The following is a 15823-nucleotide window of genomic DNA, read 5'->3' as shown; positions in this document are numbered from 1 at the left end:
TAGCGTATAAATTAGTCATCTAGCCTTAAAAAGACAAGTATTTTAAAAAAAATTTCACAAGTAATTTACATTTAGTCTTTTTTACCGCAATATAAATTTAGCGAATATAATCAGATATGGAATTAATAATGAAAAAACTAAATACAATCAAAAAAGCACAAGGTTTTACCCTAATTGAATTAATGATCGTTGTTGCGATCATAGGTATTTTAGCCGCAGTGGCTTTGCCGGCTTATCAAACATATACAGATAGAGCCAAATTTTCTGAAGCTGTACTGGCTGCAACACCTCTAAAATCAGCACTTGAAGTGGCAATACAAACTAAAAGCCCTGAAGAATTATCAAAATTAGTAGGCGGAAAACTTGGTATTCCAACGGATATAACTGCCACTACAGCAGTTCATGGCTCAAAGGTAATCGCTGGTGTAATCACTATCACATGGAAGGATGACGGTACTAAGCTTGATGGCATTACTTACTCATTAACACCAAATGGTGTTACTGCGCCGGTAGTTTGGACGCAAGGCGGTTCTTGCTTAGAGAATGGGTACTGTTAAGAGCGAAAGTATTTTAATCTACAATGCTCAGTATATTAAAAAAAGAGCTCATTAGAGCTCTTTTTTTATTTTAAGATTTTGTTAAAATTACGCTACTGTGGCAAATTAATGAATAATAAACATGAAAAATTTAGTAGTTCATCAGGCTTCACGCTCATAGAGTTGATGATTGTGGTGGCTATTGTTGGAATACTGGCTGCAGTAGCATTGCCCGCATATCAAACTTATTTCGATCGTTCAAAATTTTCAGAAGCCATATTAGCAACAACTTCAATTAAATCAGCTGTTGAAGTCGCGGTTCAAACAAAAAGCCCTATGAATACAGCCGCACTTAAGGGCGGAGCTTTTGGTATACCGGTAGATGTTATGGCTACTGCAAATAAGCATGGTTCAACAGTCAGTAACGCCATAATTACAATTACTTGGAAAAGCGATGGTTCTTCTCTTCAGGGTACTACCTATACTTTAAAGGCAAACGGAATAACAAGCCCTGTCAAGTGGGAACAAGGTGGAACATGTTTAATCAAAAGTTACTGTTAACATTAAATAATTTTACTGTTATTTCATACATACCATATTTATAGTTAGCCGTGTAACGTACATATACCTTATACGACTAACTACATGTATTAACTGAGTTTTATTAAGAAACCTATGAAAGGACTACATCAACAATCTAGCCTACTATCTGCGCTATCTAAGCATAACGTTGTTCCTACTGAAAAAGCAGGGAAAATTAGTGCTGACTTTATTCGGCAGAACAAGCCTTTTTTGCGCTATTTAGTTGAAGACAAAGAGATTAACGCTAAAGACATTGCTAGCACCTTATCGCGTAGTTTTGGTTGTCCATTAATCGACTTAGACCATTTTGATACCTCGATAATTCCTGAGGGGATACGTAACGAAAAACTGATCCGTAAACACAACGCCCTGCCGTTATATTTACGTGGCAAAGTGTTATTTGTTGCCATGTCTGATCCCACTAACCTTGATGCCCTAGAAGAAATTCAGTTTAATACCGGCTATGCGACCGAGTTAGTAATTGCCAACGAAACCGCTTTAAGCAATTGCATTGAAAAACTATTAGAAGCCGACAGTGATGCGCTAGATATTTCTGATATCGACGCGAAAGAACTAGCTGGCATGGGTGTTCAAGAAGAGCGAAAAGAAGAAGAAAACATTGGTCTTGGCGATAAAGAAGATGCGCCCATTGTGGTCTATATCAATAAAATACTACTCGACGCCATTCGCAAAGGTGCGTCAGATTTACATTTTGAACCTTATGAAAAATCTTACCGCATTCGTTTTCGTATTGACGGTATTTTAAACGAGGTGGCTAGGCCTCCAGTATCACTAGCTGCGCGAATGGCTGCACGTTTAAAGGTGATGTCAAAGTTAGATATTGCTGAACGTCGTGTGCCACAAGATGGCCGTATTAAATTAGCCTTATCTAAAAAGAAGTCGATTGATTTTCGTGTCAGTACCCTGCCCACCATGTGGGGCGAGAAAGTGGTTATGCGTATTCTTGACTCGTCAAGTGCCATGTTAGGCATCGACATGCTGGGCTATGCGCCCAAGCAAAAGCAAATTTATATGGACGCCTTAGCACAACCACAGGGTATGATTTTAGTCACTGGGCCAACCGGCTCAGGTAAAACGGTTTCACTTTATACCGGCTTAAATATTTTAAATACCGAAGAGCGAAATATCTCTACCGCCGAAGATCCCGTTGAAATTAACCTTGAAGGCGTTAACCAAGTACAAATTAATACCCGCGCCGGTTTAACCTTTCCCAGCGCATTACGCTCATTTTTACGCCAAGATCCCGACATTGTTATGGTCGGTGAGATTCGTGATTTAGAAACCGCAGAAATTGCCATTAAAGCCGCGCAAACCGGCCACTTAGTCTTATCAACATTACATACTAACTCAGCAGCAGAAACCTTAACCCGTTTATTAAATATGGGTGTACCGTCATACAACGTTGCCAGTTCAGTCACCATTATTATCGCTCAGCGATTGGCTCGACGATTATGTACCCAATGCAAAACAGAAGAGCACATACCTGAAAGTGAACTGCTCGCTCAAGGTTTTTTACCTGAGCAAGTTAGCGAGATAAAATTATTTAAACCCATGGGTTGCGATTTTTGTACCGGCGGCTATAAAGGTCGTGTGGGTATCTATGAAGTGATAAAAATTAGTGACATTACCGCGAACTTAATTATGAACGGCGCTAACTCCTTAGATATTGCCGCCCAATGCCAACGTGAAGGCTACAATAATTTACGCCAGTCAGGGTTAGAAAAAGCCGCTTTAGGGGTAACCAGTTTAGAAGAAGTTAATCGGGTAACCAACGCCTAAGCATTTTACTGCTACGCCACTTAACATTATAATATTACTCGTTGTTTGAAAACGCTTAGCGTTATTTATTACCCCCTTAGCCAATAGATGCTGTTCGCTAACCTGCGATCCCTAGCTAAAAATTGCCAAGTGTAGCCAATAGCGATAAGCTCAATGTGACTATAACTATAACAATCATAAAAATTAACCTAGCGCTATGGCTAGCAATAAGCTTAACCATAGCTAGGTAATAACTAGACCATAACTAGACCATAACTAAACAATAAAAAAATTAGGTTAAGCCCATGGCTGTTTCTTCAACAGTAAAAGTAAAAAACAAAAAAACTAAAGTTAAAGCGCTTGATGTTTATAAATGGCAAGGGCTAAACCGCAAAGGTAAAAAAATCAATGGTGAGCTTAATGCCACCAGTATCTTAGAGCTTAAAGCCCAGCTCCGTAAACAAGGTATAACCCCAGGTAAAATCAGCAAAAAAGCTAAACCTTTATTTGGTATGGGCGGCGATAAAAAAATCATGCCGGTTGATATTGCGGTGCTTACTCGCCAAATTGCCACCATGTTATCGGCTGGCGTACCCTTAGTGCAAACCATTGAAATGATCGGCTCTGGCCACAACAATGGCAATATGCAAAAATTACTCGCCACTATAGGTCACAAATTACAGTCGGGTATCCCACTGTCTGAGTGCTTGCGTGAGCACCCAAAATATTTTGATGACTTATATTGTGATTTAGTTAACTCAGGCGAACAATCTGGTTCACTTGAAACTATCTATGAACGTATTGCGACCTATAAAGAAAAGGCAGAAGCACTAAAAGCAAAAATCAAAAAAGCCATGACTTATCCTATTTCTGTTTTAGTTATCGCCTTTATTGTTACCTCAGTTTTATTAATTTTTGTGGTGCCGGTATTCCAAGACATTTTCGCTAGTTTTGGTGCAGAACTACCCGGCTTTACGTTACTAGTTATTGCGATATCAGAATTTATGCAAGCCTATTGGTATTTTGGTCTTGCCGGACTATTTATTGGTAGTTACTTCTTTAAAAAAGCCCATACCAATAGCCTGACATTTCGCGATAGCGTTGATAGAAAAATATTAAAAATTCCTGTTATTGGTAGTGTGCTAAAAAAAGCAGCTGTTGCTCGTTATGCCAGAACCTTATCAACCACCTTTGCCGCTGGTGTACCTTTACCCGATGCGTTAGAGTCTGCTGCTGGCGCCTCAGGTAATGCGGTATTTCGTGAGGCTATTTTAGAAATTCGCGCTGAAGTAACCTCAGGTATGCAAATGAACTTAGCCATGCGCAATTGTGCTATTTTTCCTGATATGGTGGTGCAAATGGTCGCCATTGGTGAAGAGTCTGGCTCAGTTGACGATATGCTGGCGAAAGTGGCTACGGTTTATGAGCAAGAAGTTGACAATGCGGTGGACAATTTAACCACACTGCTTGAACCTATGATTATGGCGGTGCTAGGTGTGGTTATCGGGGGCTTAATTATTGCCATGTATTTGCCTATTTTTCAAATTGGTATGGTGGTATAAGTTATCTTAAAACACTAGCTATATACCTTGACTTAACTCGATAAAATTAAAGCCATGCTTGTCATCGTTTTTTTGTTCACTTGGCATTATTTAATCGAACCCACTAACATGAATCACCTACATTTTGAGGCTTATTCTTTTGACTGACTTTATTACACTAATGACCAACTCACCCGCATTTTTCTATGGTGTTGTCATCGTTTTTTCATTACTGATAGGGAGCTTTTTAAATGTGGTTATTTATCGCTTACCTCAAATACTAGAACAAGGTTGGAAAAGAGAATGTCGTGAGTTTTTAGCTGATGAACTTGCTAAACCCGTCAAGCCTGTAGAAGCGACTATTACCCTGTCAACGCCAAGCTCTAGCTGCCCTTCTTGCCAACATAAAATTCGTTTTTACGAAAACATTCCTGTCATAAGTTGGTTACTTTTACGCGGTAAATGCAGTCAATGTCAGAAAAAAATAGCGCTGCGTTATCCGTTAGTTGAATTAACAACTGCGCTATTAAGTGTGGTTATTGCCGCAAATTATGGCGTTACCTTCACCACACTCATGCTATTAATATTAACTTGGGGCTTAATTTGTTTAACCTTAATTGATTTTGATCACATGCTATTACCTGATCAAATAACGCTACCATTAATATGGCTAGGGCTATTGGTTAACATTAATGGCAGTATTGTGCCATTAAACGAAGCGGTTATTGGCGCAGTGGCCGGTTACTTGAGCTTGTTTAGTATATTTTGGTTATTTAAGTTAATGACCGGCAGAGAAGGCATGGGCCATGGCGATTTTAAACTGGTGGCGCTTTTTGGTGCTTGGTTAGGCTGGCAGTTATTACCCTTACTGATTTTAATGGCCTCAGCTGTTGGCGCTGTTATTGGCATTAGCCTAATGGTATTTAAAAATCACCAGCGAGAGCAAGTGATTCCCTTTGGCCCCTATTTAGCGGTTGCAGGTTGGATAACGCTACTATGGGGTAATGGCATTTGGTTGTGGTATTTAAGTACATTGACTTAACAAGCGTTCGAAGACAGAAAAAAGCTGTCAGCTGTCAGTAAAAGAAGCTTTCAGTAAAAACAATCGCCTCTAGACGGTTAGGTGACACTGATAGCTGACAGCTTCAAACTTAAAGCTTAAACAGGAATTATTTATGTCTGAATTTATTGTAGGCTTAACCGGTGGTATTGGCAGTGGCAAAACCACCGTCAGTGATATTTTCGCCGAGTTAAACATTGACATTATCGATGCAGATATTGCCGCCCGTATTGTTGTACAGCCTGGCAGTAAAGCACTATTAGCGATTAAAGCGTATTTCGGCACTGACTATATTGCTGATAATGGCGAACTTAACCGAGCTAAACTGCGCAGCCGCATTTTTAGTCAGCCTCAAGATAAAGTTTGGTTAAATAATTTATTACACCCGTTAATTCGAGCAGAAATAGTCAGCCAAATAGCGCAGGCCAAAAGCAGCTATTGCCTACTAGTGGCGCCTTTACTACTAGAAAATAATTTACATAAAATGGTCAACCGCGTTTTAGTGGTTAATGTTGACGAAGCAAGCCAAGTTGAACGCACCTTAGCGCGTGATCCAAGTTCAGCGGCAGAAATCAAGCGTATTATAGCGAGCCAAATGCCAAGTGAACAACGCCTAAGCTTTGCTGATGACATCATCAATAATCAGCATAAAAGTCTTGAAGATATTCGCCAACAGGTGATAGTTTTAGATAAAAAATACCGGTTATTATCTGCTAGCACTTTCCACTCTAGCCTTGATAAGTAAGCCTTTGGGCAGTGTTTTTGATAAAAAAATTCGCCATTTTACCAAGCTGTGCGTACTATAAAGACATCACTCACTCATTTTCAAAAAAAGTTTCTAATTAATGACCGCTATACTGTATGAACATCCGCTCAATGAGCGTATTCGTAATTATTTAAAACTTGAGCAATTATTTGTCCAAGCTTCTGACTGCTTACAATACAATATGGCCACTAGTCACAGTGTGTTTTTTAATGCTTTATTTGCCATTTTAGATACCGTTGATCGTAATGATATACGTGGTGACTTGATTAAAGACTTAGAAAAACTAGAACAAAATTTAGTGCTTTGGTCACAAATTCCAGATATTAATAGCGCCGCGCTCGAAGATAACTTAAAACAAACGGTTGCCCTCTCCAGCCAACTAAAAGTCCCTAGCCCTAAGTGGCTGCAATTCAAAGATGATAAATTTTTGATGGCGTTAAAGCAGCGTTTCGCGATTCAGGGCGGCAGTTCGCGCTTTGATCTACCACAATTACAGTTTTGGTTAAGCCAACCAAGCGCTGAAGTTGAAGCACAATGCCGCCATTGGCTGTCGTTACTGGCACAAATTAGTTCTGCTTTATCACTGGTGCTAAAGTTTGTTCGTCAACGGACGCAGTTCAAGGAAGTAACAACCGATAGTGGCTTTTACCAAGACAATGGCGAAGGGTTAATATTATTACGTATCAAGATTGCGGATCATCTACCTTTTTATCCCATCATTAGTGGTAACCGTTTTCGCTACTCAATACGCTTTATGATGCCCTGCAATGAAAGCGGCCGTAAATACGCCAAGCAAACAACCCACTTTCAGTTGGCTCGGTGTAAATAAACAGAGTTAATAGAGTGATTAGTTAATAGTTTTAAGCTGTCAGCTATCAGTATCGACATAGTTGTTAGTTTTAAGCTGCTAGCTTTTAACTGACAGCTTAAAACTGAAAGCTTATCGCTTCCCCTAGCCGCTTAAGTAAAATTCTCTTATAATGACATAACAATTTTAAGTTAGTAGTAATTCTTATGACACTAAAAGTAGCTTGTCCCACTTGTAAAAAAGAAGTAATTTGGCAAGAAGAAAGTCAATATCGCCCATTTTGTTGTAAACGTTGCCAGTTAATTGATATTGGTGATTGGGCTGACGAGAATCATAAAATTAGCCAACCCGTGCAAGGTGCTGTTGAGTTAAATGAAGAGATGCTCGATGCTTTAGAAGCCGAATTTTTACAACATAACAAATTCTTTGTTGAACCTGAGTAATAGCCATTTGATTAATTAAGTGATCCCCTTTTTTATCTGGAAAAATGGATAGATACCAGGCATAAAATTTAATAAGGCGTTATTCACCTTATAAAATTTATAACGCCGTAGCTTTGCATTTTAACTATTAATAATGCACAGGTCATTAATCAACTTAGTATATATGGCCTACTTAACATAAGCGGAGTTAATGTTAATGCTAATAGTGCCGCTATTGTTAGAGTGGATCAGCGATAAAATATTATTGATAATTTTTTATCAGCTTTTCAATAATGGCTTGATTAGCCGCCGGAAAGTTTAAAGTAGCGAACTCGGCTAAACTAAACCAACCTGATTGCTGCCCTTCTAAAGCTTTTGCTTGGCCGTTAAAGTTATCAACAACAAATACGTCTAGTAACACTTTTTTATCGCCGTAATCATGGCTGATTTGCATTAATGGTGTACACGTCAGGGTTTCAATGGCGACTTCTTCTTTTAGCTCTCTGTGAAGCGCTTGATGAACAGTTTCATTTTCTTCGACTTTGCCACCAGGAAATTCCCACTTGCCACCCTGATGACTATCAGCTAATCGTTTAGTGAGAAAAAACTTATGGTCTTGCTTGATCACCCCAACCGCCACATGCACAATTTTTGTCATTATTTATCCTAAATACCTATCTAGTACTTATCTAATACTTATCTAATACTAGGTTAATTTATTATCTGCGCATTTTTAATGCGCTGAAGTAAAAACTAGCTCATTTAATTAATCAAACGTGTATAAAAGATTATACCCGCTGCAGATACTTGCTAGCAAATCATGTTGATCGCCAGCTTAATAGTTGACGGACTGAAGTCCGACCTACAAAAAAACGGCCCTACACCGCATACTACCCGTAGATCCTATCAGCTGCACTTTAGTCCATTAAACTACAGGCTATTTCAACTGCATTGAAACACAAAACAACCATGCCTCAAAAATTAGCATGTCTGCACATTGTCACTCTTTCACCTGGCGTGCAAGCATACACTAATGCCGTGCAGCTATGGATCGGTAGTAACGGCCATGTGATTGTGACACACCCTGATCCTGAAAATAAAAATGCCAGTCAAGTGACTGGCATTTATCAACAATTTACTTGTTGAGTGCTTAGGTTAATTTACCATGGCACTGCTTATATTTCTTACCTGAGTTACATGGGCAAGGTTCATTTCGACCCACACGTGGCAAGGTTGCTTGTTCTGGCGCTGAAGCTGATTCATGCTTAAACTCTTTGGGCAATTCATCGGCTTTTCTATGTTGCTCTTCAACGGCTTCAACATCAGATTCTGCTCTGATTTGTACCTTACTTAAGATACCAATAACGTCGTATTTTAAGTTATCAAGCAACTCAGCAAACAATTCAAACGACTCACGTTTAAATTCTTGTTTCGGGTTCTTTTGCGCGTAACCACGTAAATGAATACCTTGACGTAAATGATCCATCGCCGCTAGGTGCTCTTTCCAATGCGAGTCTAAGCTTTGTAACATAACAGCTTTTTCAAATTGACGTAAAACCTCAGCACCCACCATTTCTTCTTTGGCTGCATAACTGGCATCAACTGTATCTAAGATTTTTTCACGTAAAGTGTCTTCATGCAAATTACTGTCTTCTTCTAGCCATTTTGCAATAGGTAGTTCAAGCGTAAGTTCGCCTTTAAAGCGCTCTTCTAAGCCAGTAATATCCCACATTTCTTCTAACGATTGTGGCGGAATATGTTGGCCAATTAGGCCATTAACCACGTCAGCACGGATAGCGGTAATCACGTCAGCAATATCCGCTTCATCCATTAATTCATTACGTTGTTCGTAAATAACTTTACGTTGATCATTTGAAACATCATCAAATTCAAGTAATTGCTTACGAATGTCAAAGTTACGACCTTCAACTTTACGCTGTGCGTTTTCAATGCTCTTAGTTACCCAAGGGTGTTCAATAGCTTCGCCGTGCTCCATGCCAAGTTTACGCATCATGTTGCCGATACGCTCTGAAGCAAAAATTCGCATCAAACTATCTTCCATTGACAGGTAAAAACGTGTTGAACCCGCATCACCTTGGCGACCCGAACGACCACGCAATTGGTTATCAATACGACGAGATTCATGACGTTCTGTCGCAACAATGTGTAAACCACCGGCGGCTAATACTTTGTCATGCTCTACTTGCCAAGCCGCTTTAACTTCAGCAATTTTCTCTTCACTGGGATTATTTAGCTTTTCAAGCGTAGTGGTTAAGTTACCACCTAGTACTATATCGGTACCACGACCCGCCATGTTAGTGGCAATAGTCACGGCGGAAATTTTCCCGGCATCAGCAACAATTTCAGCTTCTTGTTGATGAAACTTAGCGTTAAGTACTTTGTGCTTAATTTTTTCTTTCTTTAAGAATGACGACAAAAACTCTGAAGTTTCAATACTGATGGTACCCACCAACACTGGTTGGCCACGCTTAACACAATCTTTAATATCTTCTAAAATGGCTTCAAACTTTTCTTCACCTGTTAAGTAAATTAAATCAGGTAAATCTTTACGTACCATTGGCTGGTTTGTTGGGATAACTACGGTTTCTAAAGCATAAATATGATTAAACTCAAACGCTTCAGTGTCGGCAGTACCTGTCATTCCTGACAGTTTATTGTAAATGCGGAAAAAGTTTTGGAAGGTAATTGACGCCAGTGTTTGATTTTCGTTTTGAATATCTACACCTTCTTTTGCTTCAACAGCTTGATGTAAACCTTCTGACCAACGACGACCTTCCATTGTACGTCCGGTATGCTCGTCAACAATAACAATTTCGCCGTCTTTTACGATGTAATCTACGTCTTTTTGAAATAGCTTATGTGCGCGTAACGCGGCCATAACATGATGTAATAAGGTAATGTTTGCTGCTGAGAAAAGTGAGTCTCCTTGCTGCATCAAACCTTTTTCGAGCATGATTTCTTCGATATGAATTTGACCAAGCTCGGTTAAATAAATTTGCTTGGCTTTTTCATCGATAGTGAAGTCACCGGTGCTTTCTTCACCTTCTTTATCTTCTTCTTCCTGTTGTACTAGTGTGGGTACAACGAGGTTGATATTACGATAAAGCGCTGAGCTGTCTTCTGCTTGGCCAGAAATAATGAGCGGTGTACGTGCTTCATCAATTAATATCGAGTCAACTTCATCGATAACCGCAAAGTTTAACGGTTTTTGTGTCCGCTCTTCTGGCGAAAAAGCCATGTTATCACGCAGATAATCAAAGCCGAATTCGTTGTTAGTACCGTAAGTAACATCCGAATTATAAGCGGCTTGCTTATCTTCTGGTGCCATACCGGCGACATTACAACCAACAGTCATACCTAAAAATTCAAATAATGCCCGATTCCAATCGCCATCTCGCTTAGCAAGATAGTCATTGACCGTAATTACATGCACACCTTTACCGGTTAGTGCATTTAAATAAGACGGTAAGGTGGCGGTAAGTGTTTTACCTTCACCGGTACGCATTTCCGCTATTTTACCAGAATTGAGCACCATGCCGCCGATCATTTGCACGTCAAAATGACGCATACCAAATACCCGTTTACTCGCTTCGCGTACTACCGCAAAAGCTTCAGGAAGAAGAGCGTCAAGCTCTTCGCCTTGTGCAATACGTTCTTTAAACTCAGGTGTTTTTGCTTTTAGTTCTTCATCACTGAGTGCCTCAAAAACCGGCTCTAGGGCATTAATCTTACTTACTTCTTTCTGCATTTGTTTAAGCAATCGATCATTTCGACTACCAAACAGTTTTGTCATTATATTTACAAACATCGTGTTAAACCATATTGAGAAGAATATCTTCAACTGAAAATAAAATGATCGGTTGAGCCGATCACATAAACTTGCTTAGTATTGTAATGCCAGTTCTATTTTAAACAACTGAAATTAGAGCAAAAGTTATTATTTTGCATTATTTTGCTTTGCGATAAACATATTTTCTTGGATCTATTTGTCGGTTATTACGTAAAATTTCGTAGTGTACGTGCGGCCCTGTCGAGCGCCCTGTACTGCCCATTTTCGCAATAACTTGACCTTTGTTAACTACATCACCAACTGATACTGCTATGGTTTTATTATGACCGTAGCGAGTTTTTAAACCATCACCATGATTAATCTCAATTAAATTACCATAACCGTAACGAGAACTCGCCCAACTTACCACACCTGATGCCGTGGCAATAATGTCATCATTTTCACTGCCCGCAAAATCAACACCTTTATGCATGGCAGGTTTACCATTAAAAGGGTCTTTACGTAATCCGAAATACGATGACAACCAACCCTTAGTAATTGGTCGACCAGATAAATACCGAGTATTCTCTATATGGTGTCCAAAACTAACAGATTCAAGCATTTTTAATTGTTTTTCTTCATGTTCGAGTGTTTCTGCCAATGTATCTATACCTTGGCTCAATTCGGCTAAACTTTTTTGCTTAACACTATCGGCCTGATACATTGGGCCACCGCTAGGCGGCGCTTGTTGAAAATTAAACTCATTGTCTGGAATGCTAGCTTCTTCTGCTAAGCGATCGCCTAAAGCATTTAACCTCAACACTTGGCTTTGTAATTCGGCCAATTTCATGGTTACTGCGGTTACTTGGCTGTTGACTTTAAGGTTATCAATAGTGGGTAAACTTGACAGGAGATAAGCCGGATTTTGTGGTACGTCATCTGCTGAAGCAATTAAATGCACAATGAGGCCAGAAACCAAGGCAAAGACAACGAGAGCAGATAACCAATGCAGCTTATTTAGCTTCATTGAAAATCTAACGTTCTTTCCACGGTATAGTAATGTTAAACTCATATATCATTTATCATTTATCGTTTGTTCAGAGCTGACTTATGGCACGAAAATCTAGAATCCCCACAGACATGTCAGCGCTGTTTAATTCAACGTCAGGCACTTTGGCACAAATAGCCGCAAAAACCAACTCTTTAACCTTATTGTCGGACATTGTACGCCAAATTTGCCCCGACCTACCAGCCGATGTCTTCAAAATAGCCAATTTCAAAGCCAATGCTATTATTATTGAGGTAAAATCAGCTGTTTGGAGCCAACGTTTACAATTTGAAAGAATGAATATTTGTCGTGAATTAGCCCAAGTGACCAACAATGAGTTTAATCAAATAGAGATAAAGATCACGCCTTTTCGACATAAAGTGCTCGAAAAAACGGTTATCCCCAACGCTATTAACTCAACAATTTCAGCTGCTACTGCCGCAGATTTATTAAAAATAGCGGCAACTGCGCCCGAGAGTTTACGTAAAAAACTCGAAAAACTGGCTGCACACGCTAATAAATAGTTTGATATACGCAACTTACTCATCACTCTTAGGCTTATCCATCACTTTTAGGAATGTACTTTAGCCATAGCTTATTGCAGCAGTTACACTGATAAAAGCAATAAAGGTTATATTTCTTTGTGCAATATTCATTAATATTGGCTGTTCAACTGCCACCGTTAAGACATCAAGCCGAGGGATTAACGTCCAGCCTAGATTGAGACTACGAACGACTACTCGGTATTTTGAATCTTGTAGGTGATATTGTAGTCTTGAGTGAGGTTTTGTAGGTCAGACTTTAGTCCGTCAACCGTTCAGCGAACACATAACCTAATGTTCAAAAATCCAACAAAGCATTAAAGTAAAAGCAGTAAAGTAAAAGCAGCTTTCTTTTAGTTGCCATTGTCAGCTAAAAAATCAAAGCTATTTATAGCTCAGCATTTATGTCGTCAGACTGGTAAAATTTAGCCATATCTATGCCTCCTTCACAGATATGTCAACGCGACATACCCTTCATCGACGTGAATGGCGGCACTAACGTTGTGGAGCTAGGTTCTTACACGGATGTAAGTCAGTAGAGTGATGCAGAAGTAATTACCGAGATGGCTATGAACATCTGAACATAAAAAAACCAGTACATTGACTGGTTTAATTTATGGGACTTTGCGATTAAACGGCAGTATTAAAAAGCAGCCGCATTAATCTCTTGAAATTCAATAGGTGATTCAATCGTATCTTCGTACGTAACCCATTCAAAACAATCAACTTGTTTAAATACTTCGCGTAACAACATGTTATTGAGAGCATGGCCAGATTTAAAGGCATTAAGTTCACCTAAAATACTCACACCACCCATATACAAGTCGCCAATGGCATCAAGAATTTTATGTTTTACAAATTCGTCGTCATAGCGCAGGTCATCTTTATTAAGCATACGGTATTCGTCTAGCACGATGGCATTTTCTAAGCTGCCACCCAAGGCTAAATTATGAGAGCGTAAAAACTCAATATCTTTCATAAAGCCAAAAGTACGCGCACGACTAATTTCTTTGATAAATGAACAGCTTGAAAGGTCCATACTCATCGATTGACAAGTATTTACAATCACAGGGTGTTCAAATTCAATCGCAAAATTGACTCGAAAGCCTTCATAAGGCTTTAGTTCTGCCCATTTATCGCCTTCTTCAACACGTATTGCTTTTGTAATACGTAAAAAACGTTTAGCAACATTTAACGTTTCAATGCCAACCGACTGAATTAAGTAAACAAAGGGTAAAGCACTGCCATCCATAATTGGAATTTCAGATGAGTCAACCTCAACAATAAGGTTGTCAATACCTAAGCCTGCAACAGCAGAAAGCAAGTGTTCGACGGTGGAAATCTGAACACCTTGCTCATTCACTAAACACGTACATAAGGTAGTTTCGCCCACAGCTTCCGGTGTCGCGGGGATATCGACAACGGGATCTAAATCAACTCGGCGAAAAATAATACCGGTGTTAGCGGGTGCAGGACGGAGAGTAATCTGCACCTTTTCACCTTTATGTAGCCCTACACCAATAGCAGAGACACTTTCTTTTAACGTACGTTGTTTAATCATAAATAGCCTTCTTAAGCCTATATTTTTGTATCAATTAGCCGCCACTGAATATGCGGAGACGTAATATATCAAAAAAGCCTAACAAAATCAAAATTCCAAATTTTTAGCAGTATTCAATTAGCTTCACTAACACGTATTAATCTGCTTGTTTGCGTAAAAATGCTGGAATATCTAAATAATCATCAAGCTCTGTTGCTGTTACTCTTTGCGCTTGAGCATTTGCTTCTGGCATAGTGACCGGATTTGACGATAACTCTGGCTGCGCGCTTGGTGTATAATCACCACCAACCACTTGTGGCTCTGCTATCGGTGTTGGGTTAACTAGCGTAATATCAGGCTTGCGATCAGCACCAATACCCGTGGCAACAACCGTGACTCGTAGTTCATCTGTCATTTCCGGGTCAATAACTGCACCAACAACCACAGTGGCGTTTTCAGAAGAAAAGGCTTTAACGGCATTACCAACAGTTTCAAACTCATCAATACTAATATCCATACCGGCTGTAATATTAACCAATATGCCGCGAGCTCCTGCCAAATCAACGTCTTCAAGTAATGGACTTGAAATTGCAGCTTCTGCTGCCTCTTCTGCACGATCCGGACCTGATGCTGTACCTGAGCCCATCATCGCTGTGCCCATTTCAGACATCACGGTTCTAACATCGGCAAAATCAACGTTTATGAGTCCCGGACGAGTAATAAGTTCAGCAATACCTTGAACTGCGCCTAATAAAACATCATTGGCTGCTTTAAAAGCATCTAACAAACTGGTACCAGGCCCTAATACTTTTAATAGTTTCTCATTAGGAATAGTGATCAGTGAATCAACACTTTTTGATAAAAACTCAATGCCTTGATCGGCATAATTCATCCGTTTTTTGCCTTCAAATGGAAATGGCTTAGTCACTACCGCGACGGTCAAAATACCCATTTCTTTCGCTATTTCAGCAACCACAGGCGCGGCGCCTGTGCCTGTACCTCCGCCCATACCTGCGGCGATAAACACCATATCTGCACCTTTAAGTGCTTCTTTGATAGTTTCTCTGTCTTCTTCTGCACTAAGACGACCAATTTCAGGGTTAGCGCCAGCGCCTAGACCTTTAGTAACATTATGGCCTAGCTGCAAAGTCACATCAGCGCCCGAATTGCGTAGTGCTTGTGAATCGGTATTTGCGGTGATAAATTCAACACCTTCTATGGTTTGTAACACCATATGTTCTACCGCATTGCCACCACCACCACCAACACCGATGACTTTGATGATTGCTTCTTCGTTATGATCTTCCATTAATTCAAACATTTTATTATCTCCAATTTTTGTTACGTTTTGTTCCACCAAAACTCTTTTTACTTTCTAAGACCCATGCCATTAAATGATTGGCATGGGT

The 15823-nt window shown here is 39.7% G+C and carries 15 protein-coding genes; 10 read left to right on the top strand and 5 right to left on the bottom strand.

Features of this window, described 5'->3' with window-relative positions:
* Positions 1-128 precede the first annotated feature (128 nt).
* The 8 genes from H4J41_RS06370 to yacG all read left to right on the top strand — a co-directional run bounded on the left by H4J41_RS06370 (position 129) and on the right by yacG (position 7515).
* A complete protein-coding gene (locus tag H4J41_RS06370; protein ID WP_220461000.1) occupies positions 129-557 on the top strand; it encodes a prepilin-type N-terminal cleavage/methylation domain-containing protein in 429 nt (142 codons plus the stop codon).
* A 108-nt stretch (positions 558-665) separates the two neighbouring features.
* On the top strand, positions 666-1097 hold the full coding sequence (locus tag H4J41_RS06365) for a prepilin-type N-terminal cleavage/methylation domain-containing protein (RefSeq protein WP_182136581.1): 432 nt from the start codon (positions 666-668) through the stop codon (positions 1095-1097).
* Between the two features lie 114 nt (positions 1098-1211).
* Complete coding sequence (gene pilB, locus H4J41_RS06360) at positions 1212-2918, top strand: type IV-A pilus assembly ATPase PilB (RefSeq protein WP_182136582.1); 1707 nt, start codon at positions 1212-1214, stop codon at positions 2916-2918.
* Between the two features lie 284 nt (positions 2919-3202).
* The gene (locus tag H4J41_RS06355; protein WP_182136583.1) at positions 3203-4459 is read left to right on the top strand and encodes a type II secretion system F family protein; all 1257 of its coding nucleotides are present in this window, start codon (positions 3203-3205) and stop codon (positions 4457-4459) included.
* Between the two features lie 139 nt (positions 4460-4598).
* Positions 4599-5480: a prepilin peptidase gene (locus tag H4J41_RS06350; RefSeq protein ID WP_404842472.1), complete on the top strand. Its 882-nt coding sequence runs from the start codon at positions 4599-4601 to the stop codon at positions 5478-5480.
* A gap of 133 nt (positions 5481-5613) precedes the next feature.
* Positions 5614-6243 carry a dephospho-CoA kinase gene (gene coaE / locus H4J41_RS06345; RefSeq protein ID WP_182136584.1) on the top strand — a complete coding sequence of 210 codons (630 nt, stop codon included), beginning with the start codon at positions 5614-5616 and terminating at the stop codon, positions 6241-6243.
* A gap of 100 nt (positions 6244-6343) precedes the next feature.
* Positions 6344-7093, top strand: a complete 750-nt coding sequence (zapD, locus tag H4J41_RS06340; RefSeq protein WP_182136585.1) for a cell division protein ZapD — start codon at positions 6344-6346, stop codon at positions 7091-7093.
* Between the two features lie 185 nt (positions 7094-7278).
* Entirely contained in the window at positions 7279-7515 is a 237-nt protein-coding gene (gene yacG / locus H4J41_RS06335; RefSeq protein ID WP_182136586.1) for a DNA gyrase inhibitor YacG, read from the top strand.
* A 241-nt stretch (positions 7516-7756) separates the two neighbouring features.
* Here the strand turns inward: yacG and mutT are convergent, their stop codons facing one another.
* Complete coding sequence (mutT, locus tag H4J41_RS06330; RefSeq protein WP_182136587.1) at positions 7757-8152, bottom strand: 8-oxo-dGTP diphosphatase MutT; 396 nt, start codon at positions 8150-8152, stop codon at positions 7757-7759.
* Between the two features lie 311 nt (positions 8153-8463).
* On the opposite strand from mutT, the gene H4J41_RS06325 reads away from it, so the two are divergent.
* The gene (locus H4J41_RS06325; protein WP_182136588.1) at positions 8464-8640 is read left to right on the top strand and encodes a hypothetical protein; all 177 of its coding nucleotides are present in this window, start codon (positions 8464-8466) and stop codon (positions 8638-8640) included.
* 4 nt (positions 8641-8644) lie between these two features.
* On the opposite strand, the gene secA is transcribed toward H4J41_RS06325, so the two are convergent.
* A complete protein-coding gene (gene secA, locus H4J41_RS06320; RefSeq protein WP_182136589.1) occupies positions 8645-11323 on the bottom strand; it encodes a preprotein translocase subunit SecA in 2679 nt (892 codons plus the stop codon).
* 139 nt (positions 11324-11462) lie between these two features.
* A complete protein-coding gene (locus H4J41_RS06315; protein WP_259364544.1) occupies positions 11463-12311 on the bottom strand; it encodes a M23 family metallopeptidase in 849 nt (282 codons plus the stop codon).
* Between the two features lie 83 nt (positions 12312-12394).
* Here H4J41_RS06315 and H4J41_RS06310 point away from each other — a divergent pair, with 83 nt between their 5' ends.
* Entirely contained in the window at positions 12395-12856 is a 462-nt protein-coding gene (locus H4J41_RS06310) for a DUF721 domain-containing protein (RefSeq protein WP_182136591.1), read from the top strand.
* A 661-nt stretch (positions 12857-13517) separates the two neighbouring features.
* Here H4J41_RS06310 and lpxC read toward each other — a convergent pair.
* Positions 13518-14435, bottom strand: coding sequence for a UDP-3-O-acyl-N-acetylglucosamine deacetylase (gene lpxC / locus H4J41_RS06305; RefSeq protein ID WP_182136592.1), 918 nt, complete (start codon positions 14433-14435; stop codon positions 13518-13520).
* 136 nt (positions 14436-14571) lie between these two features.
* Positions 14572-15735 carry a cell division protein FtsZ gene (gene ftsZ / locus H4J41_RS06300; RefSeq protein ID WP_182136713.1) on the bottom strand — a complete coding sequence of 388 codons (1164 nt, stop codon included), beginning with the start codon at positions 15733-15735 and terminating at the stop codon, positions 14572-14574.
* Positions 15736-15823 lie beyond the last annotated feature (88 nt).

The organism is Colwellia sp. MB3u-45, assembly GCF_014077005.1.
Classification (GTDB): Bacteria; Pseudomonadota; Gammaproteobacteria; order Enterobacterales; family Alteromonadaceae; genus Cognaticolwellia.
Note: the sequence above shows the minus strand (reverse complement) of the source record. Positions and strands in the feature narration are given on the sequence as shown.

Coding starts and splice junctions, on each gene's coding strand:
- H4J41_RS06370 (WP_220461000.1), top strand. CDS start 129: ATGAAAAAACTAAATACAATCAAAAAAGCACAAGGTTTTACCCTAATT.
- H4J41_RS06365 (WP_182136581.1), top strand. CDS start 666: ATGAATAATAAACATGAAAAATTTAGTAGTTCATCAGGCTTCACGCTC.
- pilB (WP_182136582.1), top strand. CDS start 1,212: ATGAAAGGACTACATCAACAATCTAGCCTACTATCTGCGCTATCTAAG.
- H4J41_RS06355 (WP_182136583.1), top strand. CDS start 3,203: ATGGCTGTTTCTTCAACAGTAAAAGTAAAAAACAAAAAAACTAAAGTT.
- coaE (WP_182136584.1), top strand. CDS start 5,614: ATGTCTGAATTTATTGTAGGCTTAACCGGTGGTATTGGCAGTGGCAAA.
- zapD (WP_182136585.1), top strand. CDS start 6,344: ATGACCGCTATACTGTATGAACATCCGCTCAATGAGCGTATTCGTAAT.
- yacG (WP_182136586.1), top strand. CDS start 7,279: ATGACACTAAAAGTAGCTTGTCCCACTTGTAAAAAAGAAGTAATTTGG.
- mutT (WP_182136587.1), bottom strand. CDS start 8,152: ATGACAAAAATTGTGCATGTGGCGGTTGGGGTGATCAAGCAAGACCAT.
- H4J41_RS06325 (WP_182136588.1), top strand. CDS start 8,464: ATGCCTCAAAAATTAGCATGTCTGCACATTGTCACTCTTTCACCTGGC.
- secA (WP_182136589.1), bottom strand. CDS start 11,323: ATGTTTGTAAATATAATGACAAAACTGTTTGGTAGTCGAAATGATCGA.
- H4J41_RS06315 (WP_259364544.1), bottom strand. CDS start 12,311: ATGAAGCTAAATAAGCTGCATTGGTTATCTGCTCTCGTTGTCTTTGCC.
- H4J41_RS06310 (WP_182136591.1), top strand. CDS start 12,395: ATGGCACGAAAATCTAGAATCCCCACAGACATGTCAGCGCTGTTTAAT.
- lpxC (WP_182136592.1), bottom strand. CDS start 14,435: ATGATTAAACAACGTACGTTAAAAGAAAGTGTCTCTGCTATTGGTGTA.
- ftsZ (WP_182136713.1), bottom strand. CDS start 15,735: ATGTTTGAATTAATGGAAGATCATAACGAAGAAGCAATCATCAAAGTC.